The 17,105-nt window shown below is 62.0% G+C and carries 21 protein-coding genes; 10 read left to right on the forward strand and 11 right to left on the reverse strand.

Features of this window, described 5'->3' with window-relative positions:
• Positions 1 to 11 precede the first annotated feature (11 nt).
• Both M1E02_RS09085 and M1E02_RS09090 read right to left on the reverse strand, forming a co-directional pair.
• Entirely contained in the window at positions 12 to 1,289 is a 1,278-nt protein-coding gene (locus M1E02_RS09085; protein ID WP_479377718.1) for an MFS transporter, read from the reverse strand.
• Between the two features lie 276 nt (positions 1,290 to 1,565).
• On the reverse strand, positions 1,566 to 2,462 hold the full coding sequence (locus tag M1E02_RS09090) for a ribonuclease Z (RefSeq protein WP_479377719.1): 897 nt from the start codon (positions 2,460 to 2,462) through the stop codon (positions 1,566 to 1,568).
• Positions 2,463 to 2,507: 45 nt separating this feature from the next.
• Between M1E02_RS09090 and M1E02_RS09095 the strand changes: the two genes are divergently transcribed.
• From M1E02_RS09095 to M1E02_RS09110, 4 genes are all read left to right on the forward strand, one after another.
• Positions 2,508 to 3,161, forward strand: coding sequence for a DNA alkylation repair protein (locus M1E02_RS09095; RefSeq protein WP_479377720.1), 654 nt, complete (start codon positions 2,508 to 2,510; stop codon positions 3,159 to 3,161).
• Positions 3,162 to 3,214: 53 nt separating this feature from the next.
• Positions 3,215 to 3,478 carry a hypothetical protein gene (locus M1E02_RS09100; protein WP_479377721.1) on the forward strand — a complete coding sequence of 88 codons (264 nt, stop codon included), beginning with the start codon at positions 3,215 to 3,217 and terminating at the stop codon, positions 3,476 to 3,478.
• A 175-nt stretch (positions 3,479 to 3,653) separates the two neighbouring features.
• A complete protein-coding gene (locus tag M1E02_RS09105; RefSeq protein WP_479377722.1) occupies positions 3,654 to 3,851 on the forward strand; it encodes a helix-turn-helix transcriptional regulator in 198 nt (65 codons plus the stop codon).
• A gap of 11 nt (positions 3,852 to 3,862) precedes the next feature.
• Positions 3,863 to 5,056, forward strand: a complete 1,194-nt coding sequence (locus tag M1E02_RS09110) for a type II toxin-antitoxin system HipA family toxin (RefSeq protein WP_479377723.1) — start codon at positions 3,863 to 3,865, stop codon at positions 5,054 to 5,056.
• Here the strand turns inward: M1E02_RS09110 and M1E02_RS09115 are convergent.
• Positions 5,053 to 5,526, reverse strand: coding sequence for an SRPBCC family protein (locus M1E02_RS09115; protein WP_479377724.1), 474 nt, complete (start codon positions 5,524 to 5,526; stop codon positions 5,053 to 5,055). The genes M1E02_RS09110 and M1E02_RS09115 overlap by 4 nt on opposite strands.
• 41 nt (positions 5,527 to 5,567) lie before the next feature.
• Positions 5,568 to 6,074: a metallophosphoesterase family protein gene (locus tag M1E02_RS09120; protein ID WP_479378111.1), complete on the reverse strand. Its 507-nt coding sequence runs from the start codon at positions 6,072 to 6,074 to the stop codon at positions 5,568 to 5,570.
• A 93-nt stretch (positions 6,075 to 6,167) separates the two neighbouring features.
• Here M1E02_RS09120 and M1E02_RS09125 point away from each other — a divergent pair, with 93 nt between their 5' ends.
• The gene (locus tag M1E02_RS09125) at positions 6,168 to 6,365 is read left to right on the forward strand and encodes a DUF1918 domain-containing protein (RefSeq protein ID WP_309105314.1); all 198 of its coding nucleotides are present in this window, start codon (positions 6,168 to 6,170) and stop codon (positions 6,363 to 6,365) included.
• Positions 6,362 to 6,886 carry an NUDIX domain-containing protein gene (locus tag M1E02_RS09130; protein ID WP_479377725.1) on the forward strand — a complete coding sequence of 175 codons (525 nt, stop codon included), beginning with the start codon at positions 6,362 to 6,364 and terminating at the stop codon, positions 6,884 to 6,886. Before M1E02_RS09125 ends, M1E02_RS09130 begins: the two co-directional genes overlap by 4 nt.
• A gap of 18 nt (positions 6,887 to 6,904) precedes the next feature.
• Here M1E02_RS09130 and M1E02_RS09135 read toward each other — a convergent pair whose 3' ends face one another.
• Positions 6,905 to 7,609: an endonuclease/exonuclease/phosphatase family protein gene (locus tag M1E02_RS09135; protein ID WP_479378112.1), complete on the reverse strand. Its 705-nt coding sequence runs from the start codon at positions 7,607 to 7,609 to the stop codon at positions 6,905 to 6,907.
• A 230-nt stretch (positions 7,610 to 7,839) separates the two neighbouring features.
• Between M1E02_RS09135 and M1E02_RS09140 the strand changes: the two genes are divergently transcribed.
• A complete protein-coding gene (locus tag M1E02_RS09140) occupies positions 7,840 to 8,646 on the forward strand; it encodes a thioesterase family protein (protein WP_479377726.1) in 807 nt (268 codons plus the stop codon).
• Positions 8,643 to 9,374, forward strand: a complete 732-nt coding sequence (locus M1E02_RS09145) for a lipoate--protein ligase family protein (protein WP_479377727.1) — start codon at positions 8,643 to 8,645, stop codon at positions 9,372 to 9,374. Before M1E02_RS09140 ends, M1E02_RS09145 begins: the two co-directional genes overlap by 4 nt.
• Positions 9,375 to 9,387: 13 nt before the next feature.
• Here the strand turns inward: M1E02_RS09145 and M1E02_RS09150 are convergent, their stop codons facing one another.
• Positions 9,388 to 9,657 carry a mycoredoxin gene (locus M1E02_RS09150; protein WP_479377728.1) on the reverse strand — a complete coding sequence of 90 codons (270 nt, stop codon included), beginning with the start codon at positions 9,655 to 9,657 and terminating at the stop codon, positions 9,388 to 9,390.
• 135 nt (positions 9,658 to 9,792) lie between these two features.
• Here M1E02_RS09150 and M1E02_RS09155 point away from each other — a divergent pair, with 135 nt between their 5' ends.
• Entirely contained in the window at positions 9,793 to 10,584 is a 792-nt protein-coding gene (locus M1E02_RS09155; RefSeq protein ID WP_479378113.1) for an SOS response-associated peptidase, read from the forward strand.
• Positions 10,585 to 10,672: 88 nt separating this feature from the next.
• Here the strand turns inward: M1E02_RS09155 and M1E02_RS09160 are convergent, their stop codons facing one another.
• Genes M1E02_RS09160 through M1E02_RS09170 form a run of 3 tightly spaced genes read right to left on the reverse strand, consistent with a single transcriptional unit; the run spans position 10,673 to position 13,943 of the window.
• Positions 10,673 to 12,013 carry an ABC transporter substrate-binding protein gene (locus M1E02_RS09160; RefSeq protein WP_479377729.1) on the reverse strand — a complete coding sequence of 447 codons (1,341 nt, stop codon included), beginning with the start codon at positions 12,011 to 12,013 and terminating at the stop codon, positions 10,673 to 10,675.
• Positions 12,014 to 12,071: 58 nt separating this feature from the next.
• A complete protein-coding gene (locus tag M1E02_RS09165; protein WP_479377730.1) occupies positions 12,072 to 13,013 on the reverse strand; it encodes a carbohydrate ABC transporter permease in 942 nt (313 codons plus the stop codon).
• Between the two features lie 3 nt (positions 13,014 to 13,016).
• A complete protein-coding gene (locus tag M1E02_RS09170; protein WP_479377731.1) occupies positions 13,017 to 13,943 on the reverse strand; it encodes a carbohydrate ABC transporter permease in 927 nt (308 codons plus the stop codon).
• Positions 13,944 to 14,052: 109 nt separating this feature from the next.
• Between M1E02_RS09170 and M1E02_RS09175 the strand changes: the two genes are divergently transcribed.
• Positions 14,053 to 15,141, forward strand: coding sequence for a LacI family DNA-binding transcriptional regulator (locus M1E02_RS09175; protein ID WP_479377732.1), 1,089 nt, complete (start codon positions 14,053 to 14,055; stop codon positions 15,139 to 15,141).
• On the opposite strand, the gene M1E02_RS09180 is transcribed toward M1E02_RS09175, so the two are convergent.
• Complete coding sequence (locus tag M1E02_RS09180; RefSeq protein ID WP_479377733.1) at positions 15,131 to 16,156, reverse strand: NAD-dependent epimerase/dehydratase family protein; 1,026 nt, start codon at positions 16,154 to 16,156, stop codon at positions 15,131 to 15,133. The genes M1E02_RS09175 and M1E02_RS09180 overlap by 11 nt on opposite strands.
• Before the next feature lie 17 nt (positions 16,157 to 16,173).
• Positions 16,174 to 17,058 carry a hypothetical protein gene (locus tag M1E02_RS09185; protein ID WP_479377734.1) on the reverse strand — a complete coding sequence of 295 codons (885 nt, stop codon included), beginning with the start codon at positions 17,056 to 17,058 and terminating at the stop codon, positions 16,174 to 16,176.
• Between the last annotated feature and the right edge of the window lie 47 nt (positions 17,059 to 17,105).

A 17,105-nucleotide genomic window follows, 5' to 3' on the forward strand; every position in this document is an offset into this window, starting at 1 on the left:
TCGAATATTAGCTAGTCCAGAGATTTGGCCTTTGGCGCAAGGACTCGAGCGAACACCACCACCAGCAGCCCGGCGACGGGGACAACAACCAGGCCGAGGCGCAGGGAAGAGGCGTCTGCAATCGCACCGACGAGAGGAGGTGCAAAAAGGAAACCGAGGCGGAGCAACCAGCTGACGATGGTGAGTCCCGCGCCCGGACGGAACCCGGGTAGTTCGTCGGCAGCGTGCATGGCCGCAGGGATGAGAGTGGCAACACCGAAACCTGCCAGGCCAAATCCTATGACGCTTCCAATAACCGTGGGGAACATAAGAGCGCAGCCCATTCCCAGCAGAACGATAAAGCCACCGGTGCGTGCAACGGCGCGCTGACCGAAGCGGTCCACCATACGGTCACCCAGTATCCGGCCGACAAACTGCATTCCCTGCAACGCCACAAAACCAGCGCCCGCCATAAAGGCCGAAGCTTCAAGAGAACCTGCGAGGTAGATGGCGGACCAGGTACTGCCCGAATCCTCGACGAGCGCCCCCGCTGCAGCGATCATCACCAGCGCAAGAAGCACTCCATACTTGGCCATGGACTTACCCGAGGCACCACCCCAAGGCTTCACCTCCCCGCCGCGCCGACCGCCACCAGGCCCTGACTTTCCCTCCCGGGCGTGGTCTTCGCGGTCATCCCCTTCGGAGTCGGCCTCGGCTGGTTCCTGCCCAGGAAGCAGCAGCCGGTAGGAAAGGACAGCCATGAGGCTGAAAATCACGGCGGCCAGACTGAGGTGAAGGGGACGGGGGAGGGCCATCCCTGCTGCAGCTGCACCCAGGAGGCCGCCCCCTACTGCCCCCACACTCCAGACTGCGTGGAAGGAGTTAAGAATCGACCTTCCGTAGAGCCTTTGGACTCGAAGGCCATGGGAGTTCTGCGCTACATCTGTGATTGAGTCCATAGCCCCGGCAATAAAGAGACCGACGGCGAGCGCCACCCAGGCTGGGGCGTTTCCGGCGAGGAGGATCCCCAGTGACGACAGCACTGTTGCGACGATTGCCACCCTGGAGGACCGAAACAGGCGAACCAGCGGGCCTGCGCTCAGGCCTGCAAGGACGGCACCCACCGGAAAGGCAGCAATGGCGAAGCCAAAGGCAGCGTTTGTCAGCCCGAGATCGGCTTTAATTTCCGGATACCTCGGCAGAAGGCTGGCAAAGATGGCGCCATTGGTGAAGAACAGAACGTTGACCCCGAGGCGGGCATGGCGCACAGCCTTGGTGGGTAGTTGATCCAGAAGCGGAGCAAGCGACATAGGGGGTTCGATTCTTCTCGGCTGGCGGGCTGGTTCACTGGCAATGCTGATCAGGGGGAGTAAAAAGATTCGCCGTGACTGGCAAACGTGAACGTTCACGAACTTGTTGCAACGGTACGCGAGCATCCATCAATCTGCAATGCTGTTCAGCATGACCACCACCCTGGAATGGCGCGGCACTTTTGAGAACGAAGAAATCAACACACTTCACGCAGAGGGTTTCAACCATGAACCGGGCGACAGAACAATCCAGCTCCGCTAACCCTTCCAGCCCGGCTAACCGGAAATGCCCCGTTGTCTCTTGGGAAACGGGATCCGGTCGAGGTCGTTCGCGATGAGCACAGTGGCACCGCCTGCACGGGCTTTAGCTTGGCCGGCCAGTGGTGCAACGTCCTCGTAGCGGGCTGAGAAGTGCGTCAAAATGAGCGTTCCGACTCCGCCTTTGCCCGCCAGCTCACCAGCCTGGCCGGCTGTGAGGTGACGGTACTGCTCAGCGAGCGCGGCGTCGTCGTCGCTGAACGTGCACTCCGCCACCAGCAGATCGACGCCGCTGGCAAGCTCCTCCGCCTCAGCGCAGGCCGCCGTGTCCATCACGAAGGCAAAGCGCTGCCCGGGTCGCGGAACGCTGACGTCTTCCAGGCGCACGCCCGCCAGGCGTCCTTCCCGTTGGAGCCGGCCGACGTCGGGTCCGGAGATCCCGGCAGCGGCAAGCCGCTCCGGAAGGAGGGTGCGGCTGTCCGGTTCGACCAGCCGGTAGCCGTACGTTTCGATCCTGTGGTTCAGTGGCCGCACCTCCAGGCCGGGAGCCACCATTGCGCTGGCCCCGTGCGGGTGCAGCCGAAGATCAAGGCCGGGCGAAGCCAGGGAAACAAGCGCCTTGACCACGTCCTCGCCGGAAGCGGGAAAGTGCAGGTGGACCGGGTGCTGCACGCCGTCCAAAACCATCCGGGAAAGCACGCCGGGCAGACCGTAGCAGTGGTCACCGTGGACGTGGGTGAGGCAGATCCGGGTGATCTGGCTGGCCGACACGCCGGCGAGCATCATCTGGCGCTGCGTGCCCTCGCCTGGATCGAAGAGCAGGCCTTCGCCGTCCCACAGCAGCAGGTAGCCGTTGTGGTTACGGGTCCGGGTGGGCACCTGCGAGGCCGTGCCGAGGACGACGAATTCACGCATGGATCCGAGTGTGCCATGGCTCTGCCAAGAAGCGAGAATGGACCGGTGACCGATCCAGGTGAATTCGTGGACTCAGCCCTGCAGCGGGAGGGCTCGTGGTACCGCGCGCAGGACGCTCAGGACCGGCTGGGTAACGACCTGCGATTTTACGGCGCCTCGGTAGGCGCAATCCGCGGCGCCATCCGCGATGCTTCCCGCCGGTACCGGGATCTGACCCATGACGATATCACTGCGCTGAGCTCCGAACTGTGGGATGTCCCGGTCTTTGAGCGCCGGCTGGCTGCGATAGTCCTCCTCCAGTCCAATGTCCGACTCCTGAAAAATACCGATCTGACACGGCTTGAGGGCTTTGTACGGGACTCGCATCTGCCGGAATTGGTGGATCCGCTGGCCATCGACGTGGTTGGCCCGTTGGTAGCTGACCTGGATGTGCTGGGCCGTCTGCGGGCCGACAGTGTCTTGGACCGCTGGGCACGGGACCCGGATGAATGGCTGAGGCGGGCATCCGTTCTCTCCCAGCTTCGGGAACTTCGGCGAAGCTCGGAAAGCTGGACCACCTTTGTCCGGAGGGCGAATCTGGCGCTGGAACACCCTAAGGCGTCCGACGGCGGAGGAACAGTCAGGGAGGCTGTCGCGCGTGTTGTTCGGGAAACCACCAAAGACCGGCAAGGACTGGAATTCACTTTAAAAGATGTTTGATCCGCTTTTCCCGTGCTTCTTGACCCTGTTCCGACGTCCGGCCACGATGGGGTATGAGTGATTCTGCAGCCGATACCGGAGACGTTCCCTCAGGCGATGCCGAGGGCCTGGATATTGAGAATCCGACTCCGCCTGAAAATACCGCTGAAACCGTGGAAAGGATCGCGGACGACATTCGCGACGACGTCAGGCTGGGTCACGTCCAGGATGACGTCAGCCATGTTCTGGAAGAGCGTCTCGACGAGGCCGGCATAGAGATGCGCCCCGAGGACGTGGATGATCTCGCGGAGGAGATCGAGAAGGACGCCTCCACCTGAGTTCCGTGTGAACCGGCAGGATGGTGCCGAATGCCGGAACTGGTGCCCTTTCGGATAGGCACATTCGAAGATTCGGCAAGATGTTGCCGAAATCTCCTCTTTAGGGAACTATGGGAAGCAGGAGATGCCATAACCGGCAGAATCCTGCCCCTGTGAAGGCCTTTGGAGGAAAGCTATGGAGGACGTTCAGTCCATCGCGTCAAGCATTCGTGCTGCGCGGAAAGAGGCCGGGCTCACGCAAGAGGACCTCGCGCATCTTGCAGGAACGTCTGAGCGGACGGTACGGGGCCTCGAAACGGCCACCGGAAACCCGTCCTTGCGGGCGGTCGTCGCTATCGCGAACGTGCTTGGACTTCACCTGGCGGCGGGATGACGCCGTCGCTGATGCCGCGTGACCTGCAGCAACTCAAATTCGTCAGGACCGCGGACGTCTACAAGAACGGCGTTCTTGCCGGTCACCTTGCAAGGACCGAACACGGTGGAGTGAGGTTCTGGTACGAGCGAAAGTACCTGGACGGACGGGGACAGCCAATGGCCGTTTCATTGCCCCTGTCCGAAACGGCGGTAGAAACGCCTGCCGGCGCCCTGCCTCCATTCTTTGCCGGCTTGCTCCCCGAAGGGCACCGGCTGACCGTGCTGAAGAATGCCGCCAAGACCAGTTTCGACGACGAACTGACCCTCCTGCTCGCTGTGGGGGCAGACGTTCCCGGCGATGTACAGGTGGTTCCTTCCGGTGCGCTCCCGGAGGAACCCCCGCCCCTGGCCGATACCACCCGGCCCGAGGAACTGGATTTCTCCGCCTTGGCGGACATTGTGGATCTTCACGGGCTCCCGGGGGTCCAGCGGAAAACCAGTGCCTCGATGCTCACCACACCGCTGGCTTTGAGGGGCCAGCGGTATCTGCTCAAGCTTGACCCGCCGGAACATCCACATCTGGTGGTGAACGAGGCCGTGCATCTCTCCGCGGCGAGGGCGCTGAAAATACCGGTGGCAGCGGCCTCCGTGATCTCCGACAGGAACGCACTTCCGGGTTTGCTCGTGCAACGTTTTGACCGGGTCAAGGGCTCGGATGGGAGCTGGATCCGGTTGCCCTTTGAGGACGGAACCCAGGTCTTAGGCATGCCGCCGGCTTCCAAGTACGCCGTCAACTCCGAGGACGTAGCCCTGGCGCTCATGCGGATCTGCCAGGCACCGATGGTGGCGGGCCGGAACCTTTACCTGCAGTTCGTCTTCGCCTGGCTCACTGGAAACGGGGACCTACACGCCAAGAACGTCGCGATCCTTGGGGGACGCAGGGGCTTTGTGATGGCCCCCATCTATGACATCCCCTGCACTTTGGTTTATGGGGATGACAGCCTTGCCCTCCCGGTCGCAGGGAAGACGAAGAACCTGAAGGCCAGGCACTGGGCAGAGTTGGCAGCAGCAATCGGCTTGCCTGCCAAGGCGGCAGCGTCAGCTAACCGCCTGGCGATGACAGCTGCAAACGCCATCAATTTGGACACCCTGCCCTTTTCCGGCTCCCCGCTGCGGGGTGCCCAGCGCGAACTAAGGTTTCGCCGCAGCCAGTTGCAGGACTAGCGGGAGGCCTCCCGTTCACATATGTCCTTGAGCTTCTCCAAAGCCCTTGGCCACATTTCATTGAACATTTGCACGAACTCGTCATCGCTGCCTGCGTTGAGCTCGATCTCAACGTCAAGCTCCGTCCTGCCGTCGGCCTGCCTGAAGGTGTAGTTCTCATGAGCTCCGGCGATACTCTTCGCTTCGTCACTGGTCGTGTCGTTTACACCGCCCACAATCTGGCCGAGGTAGCGGAGGGAAACAAACTCGTTGGGCCGGCTTTCCTCCACGGTGGCGAGCATTCCGCCCGTAGACCCGTTCTCGTCAGGGCCGAGGAAGCGTATTTCACTGCCCTGGTTCCAATCGCCCTCGTAATATGAACCCTCCTGGAATTCACTGGTCCATTCCCGATACGTCGCATCATCGAGCATGGTGCTCCATACAGTCTGGACTGGCGCATTGATCCTGGTTGAAAACTGCAGCTTTTCCATGCGCCATCTTAGGCTCAGTACCGCCGCCTAAAAAAGGGGAATCAGGGCCGTAGCACTTCCACCAGGTCCACGTTCAGCAGGGCGCCGTCAGCAACGGTTGCTGTCATATAGGTGCACACGGGTTGGCGACGGCGGTCCGTGGGCGACCCCGGATTCAACAGGCGCAGGCCGCGTCGCGACGTCGTGTCCCAGGGAATGTGGCTGTGTCCGAAAACGAGGACATCCGCTTCGGGAAACAGGGCTTCGCAGCGCTGCTCACGGCCCGCTGCCTGTCCGGTTTCATGGATCAAGGCGAATCGGACGCCTTCCAGAGTGACTGCTGCCGTTTCTGGCAGCCTGAGGCGGAGATCGCCGTCGTCGTTGTTGCCGTAAACGCCGACGAGCCGGCGGCTGCGCTCCTCGAACTCATCCAGCAACTCCACGGACACCCAATCGCCGGCATGAAAAACCACATCGGCCGAGGCTGCCGCGGCCCATATTTGCTCGGGAAGCTTCCGTGCACGGACCGGGACATGCGTGTCTGAAACCAATAAAAGCCGGACGGTCATAGCGCATCGTTTCACGGGTTCCGATTCCCTGCCAGCACCCTGTTCCCCCGGCACGTGGGCGCGAAGTACTCTATGGCTGGGAGGTAAATTGCCATGAAAGCAACCCAGGGCGACCGCATCACCATCCGCGGCAAGACCGTCGAGTCAGCTGACCGGCACGGCCAAATCATCGAAGTCCGCGGAGCAGACGGCGCTCCGCCGTACCAGGTCAGGTTCGACGACGGCCATGAGACTATCGTCTTCCCCGGCGGGGATTTCGTCGTCGACCGTAAACAGCCACCTGCTGAATGAGCGGAACCATCCACCAGCCATCAGAAGGTCCACCCCGGCGCCTTGGTCCCCGTGACCCCGGCGACGCATGGGTGGAAGGGGAGCACGGCAGGTATTGGGGCCGCTTCGGAGCCGCTGGCGTTCTGGTCTATGACGTCAGGCGCGGCATCCTGCTGCAGCACAGGGCCATCTGGAGCGACCGCGGCGGAACCTGGGGCCTGCCCGGGGGAGCGCTTCATCAGGGCGAGGACGCCGTGGAGGGTGCGCTCCGGGAGGCCTTCGAGGAAGCCGCCGTTCCCCCTGACAGAGTGAAGGTCCTGTTCACGTCAGTGCTCGACGTCGGCTACTGGTCCTATACAACGGTGGTGGCCCGCGCGCTGGAACCCTTCGAGCCCGCCATCAACGACCCCGAGAGCATTGCCGTGGAGTGGGTTCCACTCGACACGGTTCACCAAAAGGAGCTTCACCCAGGCTTCGCATCATCCTGGCCTGAACTTCGAACGAGGTTGCTGGAGGACAGGCACCTCGAGGACGGGCAATGAACCGTCAGTTGTAGCGTGTCAGGACTCAGTTATCCCCTGGATGGGTCCGTAGTCTTCGCCGTACTGCGCCGTGACGAGAATGGGCAGGTGGTCCGAAGCGCCCCTGGGCAGGGTTTCAACACTTTCGATGTTGAGCCCCAGTGACGTCGCAAAGTCGAAGTGACCCTTGAAGACCTTGTACCGGGTATAGGTTCTGCGGTCACTGAGCGATAACTCATACCCGGAGTTCTTCATGTGTTCGGTGAGGTTTTTGGTGAAGAACGGATAGTTGAAATCGCCCACCATCAAGGTCATCAGGCCGGCCCCCATGCCGAGCAGTTCCGCATGGGCGGCGTGAATCTGGTTGCGCCGCAAGGAGTTCGACGCCGTCAGGGGAGCCGCATGGAATGAAGCGATCACCAGTTCGTGGTCAGTCTCCTTGTCCGTGACGCGAATTCCGATCAGCCGCTCGTGGGCTGGGGCCAGCACGAGGTCGTGAAGGGACTTCTTCAGCGCAAACGCCTTCGTCTCATGCGAGGCGAAACGGTCCATCCTGTAGTAAATGGCAAGGCCCAGGCGGTTGCCCTTGGTGGAATCTGCCAGATGCAGGGGCCCCAACGTCTCGGGAAGGTCTGACGTGTCGCACTCCTGCAGGCAGAGGATGTCGATCTCGAAGTCCTTGGTCAGGTTGAGCAGTTCACCACTGGCCTTGTGCTTCCGGAGGTTGTAGCTGATGACTCGTATCAGGGGGAGCACCTCTTCGGAGGGAAGTTGGATAGGAAACCAGTCACCGAGTCTACCCAGTCGAAAGCGAGCGTGCCGGAAATGTCTTCAGCGCGTCCGCGCATTCAAAGGCGCAGTCTAACGGCCTTGGCCCAACCGTCGCGGCTATCCGTCGGGTGCTGGCGCGGAGGACGCCGCTGAAGGAGATAGTGTGTTCTGGAATCTGCAACAGCAAGGCGAAAGGGTCACCGTTGACTGCTGCTCTCCCGGAACTTGCCGAAGGCGACTACTACTACCAGTCGCTGGGCGGCGGACGTTTCCGCTCAACTATTCACGCCCAGGGTGCCTGGAATGAGCACGAACAGCACATGGCACCGGCGTCCGGGCTGATGGCGGAGTGCCTGGAACGTCACGAGCCGCGGGTCGGTTTGAGGATGGCCCGCCTCAGTTACGAGATCCTGGGGCTGATTCCCGGCGGCGAATTCAGCATCGTTACAACTACCCTCCGCCCAGGACGCACCATCGAGCTGGTCCAGGCGGAGCTGGTGGCAGGCGGCCGGGTCGCTATCCGGGCAACGGCATGGCGGATGATGACGAGCGACACCTCAGCCGTAGCCGCCGTCGAGGAACCCCCCATCCCGGCCTTGGAGGATTGCAAGCCGTACGACGGCGCCAGCGTCTGGCCTGGCGGTTTTATCGCTTCCCTGGAAATGCGGGTGGCGGAGGGGCATCGTCCCGGTTCCGGCAAGGTGTGGCTTCGCACCTCCCACCCGCTGACAGAAGCATCTGACAGCAGCGACGTTGCACGGCTCATCGGCCTAGTTGACACGGCCAACGGCATCGCGGCGCGGGTGCCTCCTGGCGCCGGCAGCTATGCCTTTCCCAATGTGGACCTGCAGATCCATATGTACCGCGAACCATCCGGTGAATGGCTGGGGCTGGATAACGCCGTCTCGTTCGGAGCGGACGGCATTGGGCTGACCTCAACGGTGCTGCACGATCTCCAAGGGCCCTTCGGACGGGCAGAACAGATCCTCACCCTGCGAAAAACTCCATGACAGCTGCGCCGCCGAAGACGCTTACCGTGATCCGGCAGGAGAAGTCACTTGGAGCGGCGCGGGACCTGGAGTTCGGCATCGAACTCCTTGGCAAGGTCAAGGCCGGGGCGACCGGCCCCAGCCTCAGGCTCTACCGTCCGGCACCCACGGTTGCCTTCGGTCAACGGGATGCCAACCTTCCCGGCTTCGAGGCAGCAGCCGAGGCATGCCGTCAACTTGGATTCGAACCGTTGGTACGAAGGGCCGGCGGCAGGGCTGCTGCCTACCATGAGGGCACCCTTATCATCGACCATGTTGAACCGCACCGGGACGCGATTGCCGGGGCAAAGGGAAGGTTTGCTTTCTTCGGTGAATTACTGGCCGAGGCTCTGCGCAGTGTGGGTGTGCAGGCCGCCGTGGGAGAGATACCCGGGGAATACTGCCCCGGCGAATTCAGTGTCCACGGAAATGCTGCCGATGATCCTGGCCATCAGGTCAAGTTGATCGGAACGGCACAGCGTGTTGTCTCCGGAGGATGGCTGTTCAGCTCCGTGATCGTGGTGGAGAATTCCGAGCCCATCCGCCAGGTCCTGACCGCCAGTTACGCAGCCCTGGGGCTGGACTGGGATCCGCGGACGGCAGGAGCGGTCAACGATCTGGTGCCACACCTTGATGTCTCAGCCATCGAGGCAGCAGTCATCAATACCTATGCCGGCTACGCGAACCTCAGCCAAGGTGCCTTCGGGTGAGCCGGACATTTTCCTAGAGTTCGGCCAGGGCCCCGAGGCGGCTCTTCACCTCTGCGAGTGAGGGGTTGGTGGCCGCGGTGCCGTCGGGGAACAAGACAGTGGGGACCGTCTGGTTGCCGCCGTTGAGTTGCTCCACGAGTTCGGCAGTGCCTGCGACTTCCTCGATGTTTATTTCGGTATAGCCGATGCCTTGGCCATCAAGCTGCTTCTTCAGCCGGTTGCAGTAACCGCACCAGGTGGTCGAAAACATAGTGATGGTGCCGTCTTCAGGCGTAAAGTCCACGGGTTTCTCCTTGGTTCAGGGGGTTCCTTTGTTCCAACGGTAACCCGCAGGCGGGTATTCCATTGTCCTTGAGGGCCCTACATGACACCGGACGCGGAGTGGTGGCATGCTGATCGGATGTGTGGACGCTACGTGATGGCCCGGGCTGTGGGAGATCTGCTTGCCAAGTTCGACGCTGAGCTGGAACAGGACATAGCGGTGCGGCCCTCGTGGAACATTGCGCCAACTGCCGCGGTTCCCGTTGTGCTGGAAAGGCTCCTCGACGGCGGGGTGGCCCGCCAATTGCATCTGGCGCGCTGGGGCTTGATTCCCTCCTGGGCCAAAGAACCTGGCATAGGCGCCAAGATGATCAACGCACGCAGCGAAACAGTCCTGGAGAAGCCAGCCTTCCGCGAAGCCGTCACTTCAAGGCGCTGCGCCGTGCCGGCCGACGGCTACTACGAATGGAAAGGCTCGGGCAAGAGCAAGCAGCCGTACTATGTGCACGCGGCGGACGACGGCGGAATGGTCTTCGCCGGGGTGTACGAGTGGTGGAGGGACACTTCCAAGGCGCCAGGTGATCCGGGCCGCTGGATCCTCTCGACCTCCATCCTGACTGCATCGTCGACGCCGGAAGGCTCACCGCCGGAAGGCTCGCCCCAGAAAGGATCACCCCGGAAAGGATCCGAAGCGCCGGTCCTGCGGGAACTCGCGGCCCTCCACGACCGGGTTCCCCTGGCCATGAGCGCCGAGGCCATGGGTGAATGGCTGAACCCTGGAGCTGAGGATGCCGCCGCCCTGGTCGGCTTGGTTCGTTCCAAGGCCCGCCAGGTGGCAGAGGGCTGGAGAATCGATCCCGTGGGTGCCGCGGTTGGAAGTGTGCACAACGACTCCCCGGAGCTCGTCCAGCGGGTGGAACCACTTGGGCCGGCTGAGGCTCTGTTCTAACTGCCAGCCTCCTCCCGCCGGATCTGAATGCTGGAGGCGCGGGCGTCATACCCGCGCCTCCCTTGTGGTTCTCCGACTCCTTTACGGTTTACTCCTTTACCGTGAACCCCTGCTCGGAGCCGTACTTGCCGGTGGCCTTCTGCCAGGCGTTCAGCCCCTCCGTGAGTTTCGTATCGGAGACGTAGGCCTGGCCGACCGTGTCATTGAAAATGCTGTTGGCATACACCTGGAAGGGCAGGTAGGACCAGCCCTGGACCACATTCTGGGCGGACTCGGCGAAGACCTTGTTTGCTTGCTGGCCGCCGAAGTACTTGAATTCCGCATTGAGGAACTCCGGGGAGGAGATTTCCTTTGCTGTTGCAGGGAAGGAGCCGCCGTCAATGCGGGTCTTCACGCCGTCGTCGACGTTTGAGTATTTGAGGAAGCCGTAGGCAAGGGCAGCCTGGGTGCCGGCGGCGGGGATAGCCAGTGAGCTGCCGCCGTTTTCGGAGCTGCTCTTGCCGCCTTCCTCCCACTGGGGAAGGGGCGCTGCGCGCCATTTGCCTTCTCCTTCGGCCACACCGGAGGAGAGGTTGCCGGGCATCCAGGCTCCGATGGGCAGAGTGGCGATGGTGCCGCTGCCAAGGCCCTTGTACCATTCGTCGCTCCAGGAGCTGACGGGAGCCAGGAGCTTCTCATCGATGAGCTTCTGCCAGGTTTCGGTGAACTTCTTGGAGCCGTCGTCGGAGAAGTTGACGGTGACGTTGCTGCCGTCCACCTTGTAGGGCTTTCCACCTGCCTGCCAGATCATGCTCGTCGTAAAGCCTGCGTCCCCGGTGTCGTTGGCGATGTACGCGTTCGGATCGGCCTTCTGCAAGGCACGGCCGGCTTCCAGGAATTCGTCCCAGGTCTTGGGCACCTCAATCCCATGCTTGTCGAACACCTCTTTGTTGTAGAACAAGGCCATGGGACCTGAGTCCATCGGCAGCCCGTAAACTCCACCCGCGGCCTGCACGGAAGACCAGGGGCCGGGGGTGAAGGTGTCCTTGAGCTCCGAGGCGCCGAACGGGGAGAGATCTGTCACTGACTTGGCAAGGGAAAACTGGGGGAGTGCGTAATATTCGATCTGAGCTACGTCAGGGACGCCGGATCCTGCCGAGATGGCGTTCTGAAGGGCGGTGTACTGGTCATTGCCAGTACCGGCGTTGACGAGTTCCACGTCCACGTTCGGGTACTTGGCTTCGAAGCCTTCGACCACTTTCTTAAGGGTTGGCTCCCAGGCCCATACGGTGAGCTTGCCGCCCTTTTGAAGGGCTTCTTCAACGGCGTTGCTGCTGACGGTCTGCTGGGCGGCCGGGGCGCCACCCCCACAACCGGTCAGGCCCAGTGCCAGTGCTGCTGCGACTGCCGAACCTTGCAGCAGGCCGCGACGGGTCAGGGTGTTATTCATGGTCTTCCTTCTACTTGCGTTAGTGGTGCATGTGCGGAGGGCGGTGGTACGGGGGACGCTATTCTTTGACGCTTCCGGCCGAGAGGCCCGACTGCCAGTAGCGCTGCAGGAGCAGGAAGGCGACGATCAGGGGCAGGATGGTGAGCAGCGATCCGGTAATGACCAGATTGAAGATTGCTTCGCCTCCGGCGGTGGCGGCCTGGGCATTCCAGGCATTCAGGCCAAGCGTGAGCGGGTACCAATCCGGGTTCTTCAGCATGATCAGCGGGAGGAAGTAGTTGTTCCAGGTCGCCACCATGGTGAACAGCAGCACAGTGACAATGCCGGGTGTCAGCAGCGGCAGGCAGACCTGGAAAAACGTCCGTGCTTCACTGGCTCCGTCAATCCGGGCGGACTCGAGGATCTCCGTGGGAATCGCTTCTGAGGCGAAGGTCCACATGAGGTAGAGGCCGAACGGGGAGATGAGCGAGGGGATGATGACCGCCCAGGGAGTGTTTGTCAGGCCCATTTGGCTGAACATGAGGAAGGTGGGAACGGCCAACGCTGTGCCGGGTACCGCGACTGCGCCGATGACTACAGCGAAAACACCTTTCTTGCCGGGGAAGTCGAATTTCGCGAGCGCGTAGCCGCCAAGTACGGCAAGGAAAGTGGCACCCCCGGCGCCGAGAACCACGTACAGGACCGTGTTGGCGAGCCAACGGAGGAATATTCCGCCGTCATAAGTGGCAGTCCGTGCGATGTTGTCCCACAGGGCGAAGTCGCCGTCGAACCAGAGGCCGAAGGAGCTGAAGAGTCCTTCCTGGGTTTTGGTGGAGTTGACGAGCAGCCAGAACAGCGGGGCAAGGCTGTACAGGAGAACCAGCCCCATGGCGAGGGTCAGCCCGATGCTTCGCTTCGATCGTCGCTTAGGGGCAGCAGGGGAGGACCGCAACCGTGCTGGGGTGGCGGTTCGTCTGGCCGGCGGGATGGTTCCGGGGCGGGTGACCGTGGGGACGCTCATTGTTTAGCGTTCCTTTCGCATGCCGCGGACCTGGACGGCGAAGGCGATTGCCATAGTGAGCAGGCCCATGATGATGGCAACTGTGGCGGAATAGTTGTACTGCTGGCCTGAGAAGGAGAGGGAGTAGGCGTACAGATTGGGGGTGAAGAACGTGGAGATGGTGTTCGGCGACAAGCTCTTGAGGATGCTTGGTTCGTTGAAGAGCTGGAAGCTTCCGATGACAGAGAAAATCGTCGCAACCACAATGGCGCCTCGGATGGCCGGCAGTTTGATGGCCGTAATGACTCTGAGCTGCCCCGCACCGTCGATTTCGGCTGCCTCATAGAGCGACTTCGGAATCACCGTAAGCGCGGAGAAGAAGATCAGCATGTTGTAACCGATGAATTCCCACGTCACGATGTTCCCGATCGAGAGAAGGACCAGTTCGGCGGACAGCGGACTCGGCAATGACAGCCCGAAAGCCTGGTTGATGTTCCCCACCAGCCCGAAGCGTGTCCCGTACATGAATCCCCACATGAGGGCCGCCACCACAGCGGGTACGGCATAGGGCAGGAAGATCGAGATGCGGAAGAAGGACTTCCCGTACAACCGGCCGCTGTCCAAAGCCAGGGCCACTAGCAGCGCGATGAAGAGCATCACCGGTACCTGGACGGTGAGGAACAGCGAGACCCGCCCCAGCGCAGACCAGAACTGCGGATCAGTCAGGGCACGGACGTAGTTGTCCAGGCCCACGAAGGCGGTTCCGCCAATGAGCTGGTTCCGGAAGACGCTCAGGTAGATCGAGTAGGTGATCGGCGCCAGGAACACCAGGGCAAAAACCGCCATGAAAGGGCCGATGAACCACCACCCTGCCCAGGATCTCCGGCGGGCTCTCCGCTGGACTTCAGCGGAAGCCGCGGGCGCGGCCAGCGATGGGGACGCCATTGTCATGAAAGGTCCTTTGCGTTCTCAGGCAGCGGAAACAGGGGTTTGGTTACGTAAACATAGCTCGGCCCGTAAAAAGAGTGTTTACGTAAACATGATTGGGTACGATGTTGGCATGCTCACAAAGTCTGGTCAACCTCATCGTGCTGCCGAGGATGTGCGGGAGGGATCTCCGGCTCGTGACCGGAAGCGGCGGGTGTCCATGGCCGATGTGGCAGAGCTGGCCGGTGTGTCCTCCCAGACCGTCTCCAGGGTCTCCAACGGCAGCCCCGACGTCATTGAGGCAACCCGCCAGCAAGTCATCTCCGCCATGAACGAGCTCGGCTACCGGCCCAACAGTGCTGCCCGGGCGCTGAAGCGCGGCAGCTTCCGCACCATCGGCGTCATCCTCTTCTCCCTATCCTCGATCGGTAACGTGAGGACTTTGGAGGCCATCGCCCTGCACGCCGCCAAAAAGGACTACGCCATTACCCTTATCCCGGTGACGGCACCGACGCAGGCCGAGGTTCAGGGGGCGTTCTCACGCATGGGGGAGTTGGCCGTCGACGGTGTTATCGCCATCATGGAGATCCATCTCCTGGATGCAGCGACAGTCTCGGTACCGCCGGGAGTCAAAGTGGTGGTGGTGGATTCCAATGCCGGCGAGACGTACAGCGTGGTGGATACGGATCAGGCCGATGGCGCGCACAAGGCGGTGGAACATCTCCTCGACCTGGGCCACCAGACCGTCTGGCATGTGGCCGGTCCGGAGGAATCCTTCGCGAGCGGGCGCCGCCAGCAGGCCTGGCGGAAAACCCTGCTGGCCCGCGGTAAGGACGTTCCGCCCGTAGTGCGGGGAGACTGGTCAGCCGAGTCAGGCTATAAAGCCGGGCTCTGGCTCGCCGGGCAGGAAGGTTGCACGGCAGTCTTTACCGCCAACGATCACATGGCGCTCGGCGTCCTCCGCGCGTTCCGGGAGAAGGGCAAGGCAGTTCCGGAGGACATCAGTTTGGTGGGATTCGACGACGTGCCGGAAGCATCGTCCTACAGCCCGCCTCTGACTACAGTTCACCAGGACTTTGCGCAGGTCGGGCACCGCTGCGTGGACGATGTCCTCCGCCAGATCAGGAGCAATTCCACCGAGCCCGGGATGACTCTGGTACCTACAAGCCTGGTGGTGCGTGAGAGCACAACAGCCCCGCGGGACATCGATGTCAGTGCGTGACTAATTTTAGCTGCTCATCTTCGGCTTCGTAGTCGAAGCGTCCTTCGAAGAAAGGCAGATTCTGGGCTTCCGCGCCATCTCTCTGGAAGGCGTCAGCCAGCCAATCGAGGGATTCGGCCACGGTCTGCGCGTACGTTCCCACTGGAACATAACCGAGTTTGGCGGCGGCGCTCATATCCAACACCATCGGCGAGGTGCTGTCCCAAGGCGTCCGTCCGACGTCGGACAGTGGGTCCTCTTCCACTGGCACTTCCCTCCAGGAGTGCCGGAAATGCCGGGCGGCGGTGCGCGCAATTTCCAGGACGGTCGGCGCATCTGGATCTGCGCCGTTGAGCACACGGGCACCCCGCAGCCCTGCGACAGTTTCAATCAGTGCTGCGAGATTTACCGCAGCGCTGGTGTGATCGACTGACTTGCCGCCGTTCCGGAGGAAAATAGCGGATCGACCGTCCATGATCCGCTTCACGAAGAACCATTCGCGTGCGGGTGCGGCGCCTTGGCCATGAACTTTTGAGGCTCTGATGACGGTGACCGGATTCCCGCTGTCCAGTAGAGCCTGTTCTGCAGCCACCTTGTTGGGGCCGTATCCTTCAGCCGTGTGGTAGTCGCCGCTCCCTGCCGCCAGCGTGGGGTTGGTCTCCGAGATGGGGCCATCGAATTGCGGGCGCACCACGGAGTTCACGTGCCGGCCTTCAGCATCGACGTATACGGCCTTGCTGGAGATCATGACGGTTGACCCGATGGACCCCAGGAACGGGAGCACGAGCCGCGCATCAGAGGCAGTGAAGGCAAGGCAGTCGACCAGCAGATCGGCGCCATCATTCAGGGCTGACCGGAGTGACGATGCATCCGCCCGGTCCAGAATACGGTGCCTGGCACCCTTGGCTTCCAGATCCGCGGGCATCCGTCCAGGGTTCCGGCTGCACACGTCGACCTGCCAGCCGGCGGCTAGCAGTCTGCGCGCCACAGCCTGCCCGATAGCCCCGGTTCCTCCCAAAATCACAGCTTTTGACATACGCCGACTCTAGCGGCTTAGCTGCTGCCTCCCGCCCCTCCCGTTGCCGTAGGCGTCGCGTCATCAGTAGCTTCGCCAATTTCCGTGCCCGACGGCGACGGCTCGGGTGTGTTGTCCCGTACGGATCCAGTCGGGGACGGTGAGACGGTTGTTGTGTCGGTTGACGTGCTGGTGGGTGAGCGTGTCGCCGTGGGTGAGGAACCGTCGTCGGCCTTGTCCAGGACCTCGTTGATGAGTTTCTCCAGTTCAGTCTGGTCATCCTCGCCGAGTGCGGCCCCGCTCTTCGTAGCCACGACGAGCAGCCTGTCCTTTCCCGCCGAAACCTGCATCAGCATGTCCGAGGTCCCTTCGCCACGGGTGCTGAGGGTGGCGAACGTTTCGTCCGCCTCGGTTTCGGCTTGCAGTTCCTCACTTTTGACGTCGAGGCGCTGCCCCGCGACGTCAATCGTGAACTGGGCGCATTCACCCATCTTCCCCCGGATATCCCTGACCAGTGACTCGGCGTCGGGTCCCTCCTGGCCGGACTGTGCAGACAGCGTGCGGGGTTTCTCACTGTCGGAAACTGCCACGGCCACTTCGCCGTTCTCCACACTTTCGAGCAACCCGGCGGTGGCGATGGACCTGCAGCCGCCGGGATTCACGGTTGCAGTACCCATGAGGAGCCGCGCGATCCGCTCACCCTGATCAACCTGGTCGGGGGAGTAGAGCCTGAGCTCGTTCCCATCGTCGTCCTTCATTCCTGAAATCAGGTCCCGGAGTTCGTCCTCGCTGTAGACCTTGCTTTGCGCCTCTGTCGGGGCAGGACTGCCGGGGCTGGTGGTGCCCGAACCCCCGCCTCCGGTGCAGGAGGAGAGGGTGACGGCGGCAGCTGCCGCCAAGGCGAGTACGGACAAGTTCTTCACTTAAACCACCCCAATAAATGGAAAGCATGCTTACGAATTCAAGATTA

The sequence above is a fragment of the Arthrobacter sp. Z5-13 genome (assembly GCF_056499105.1).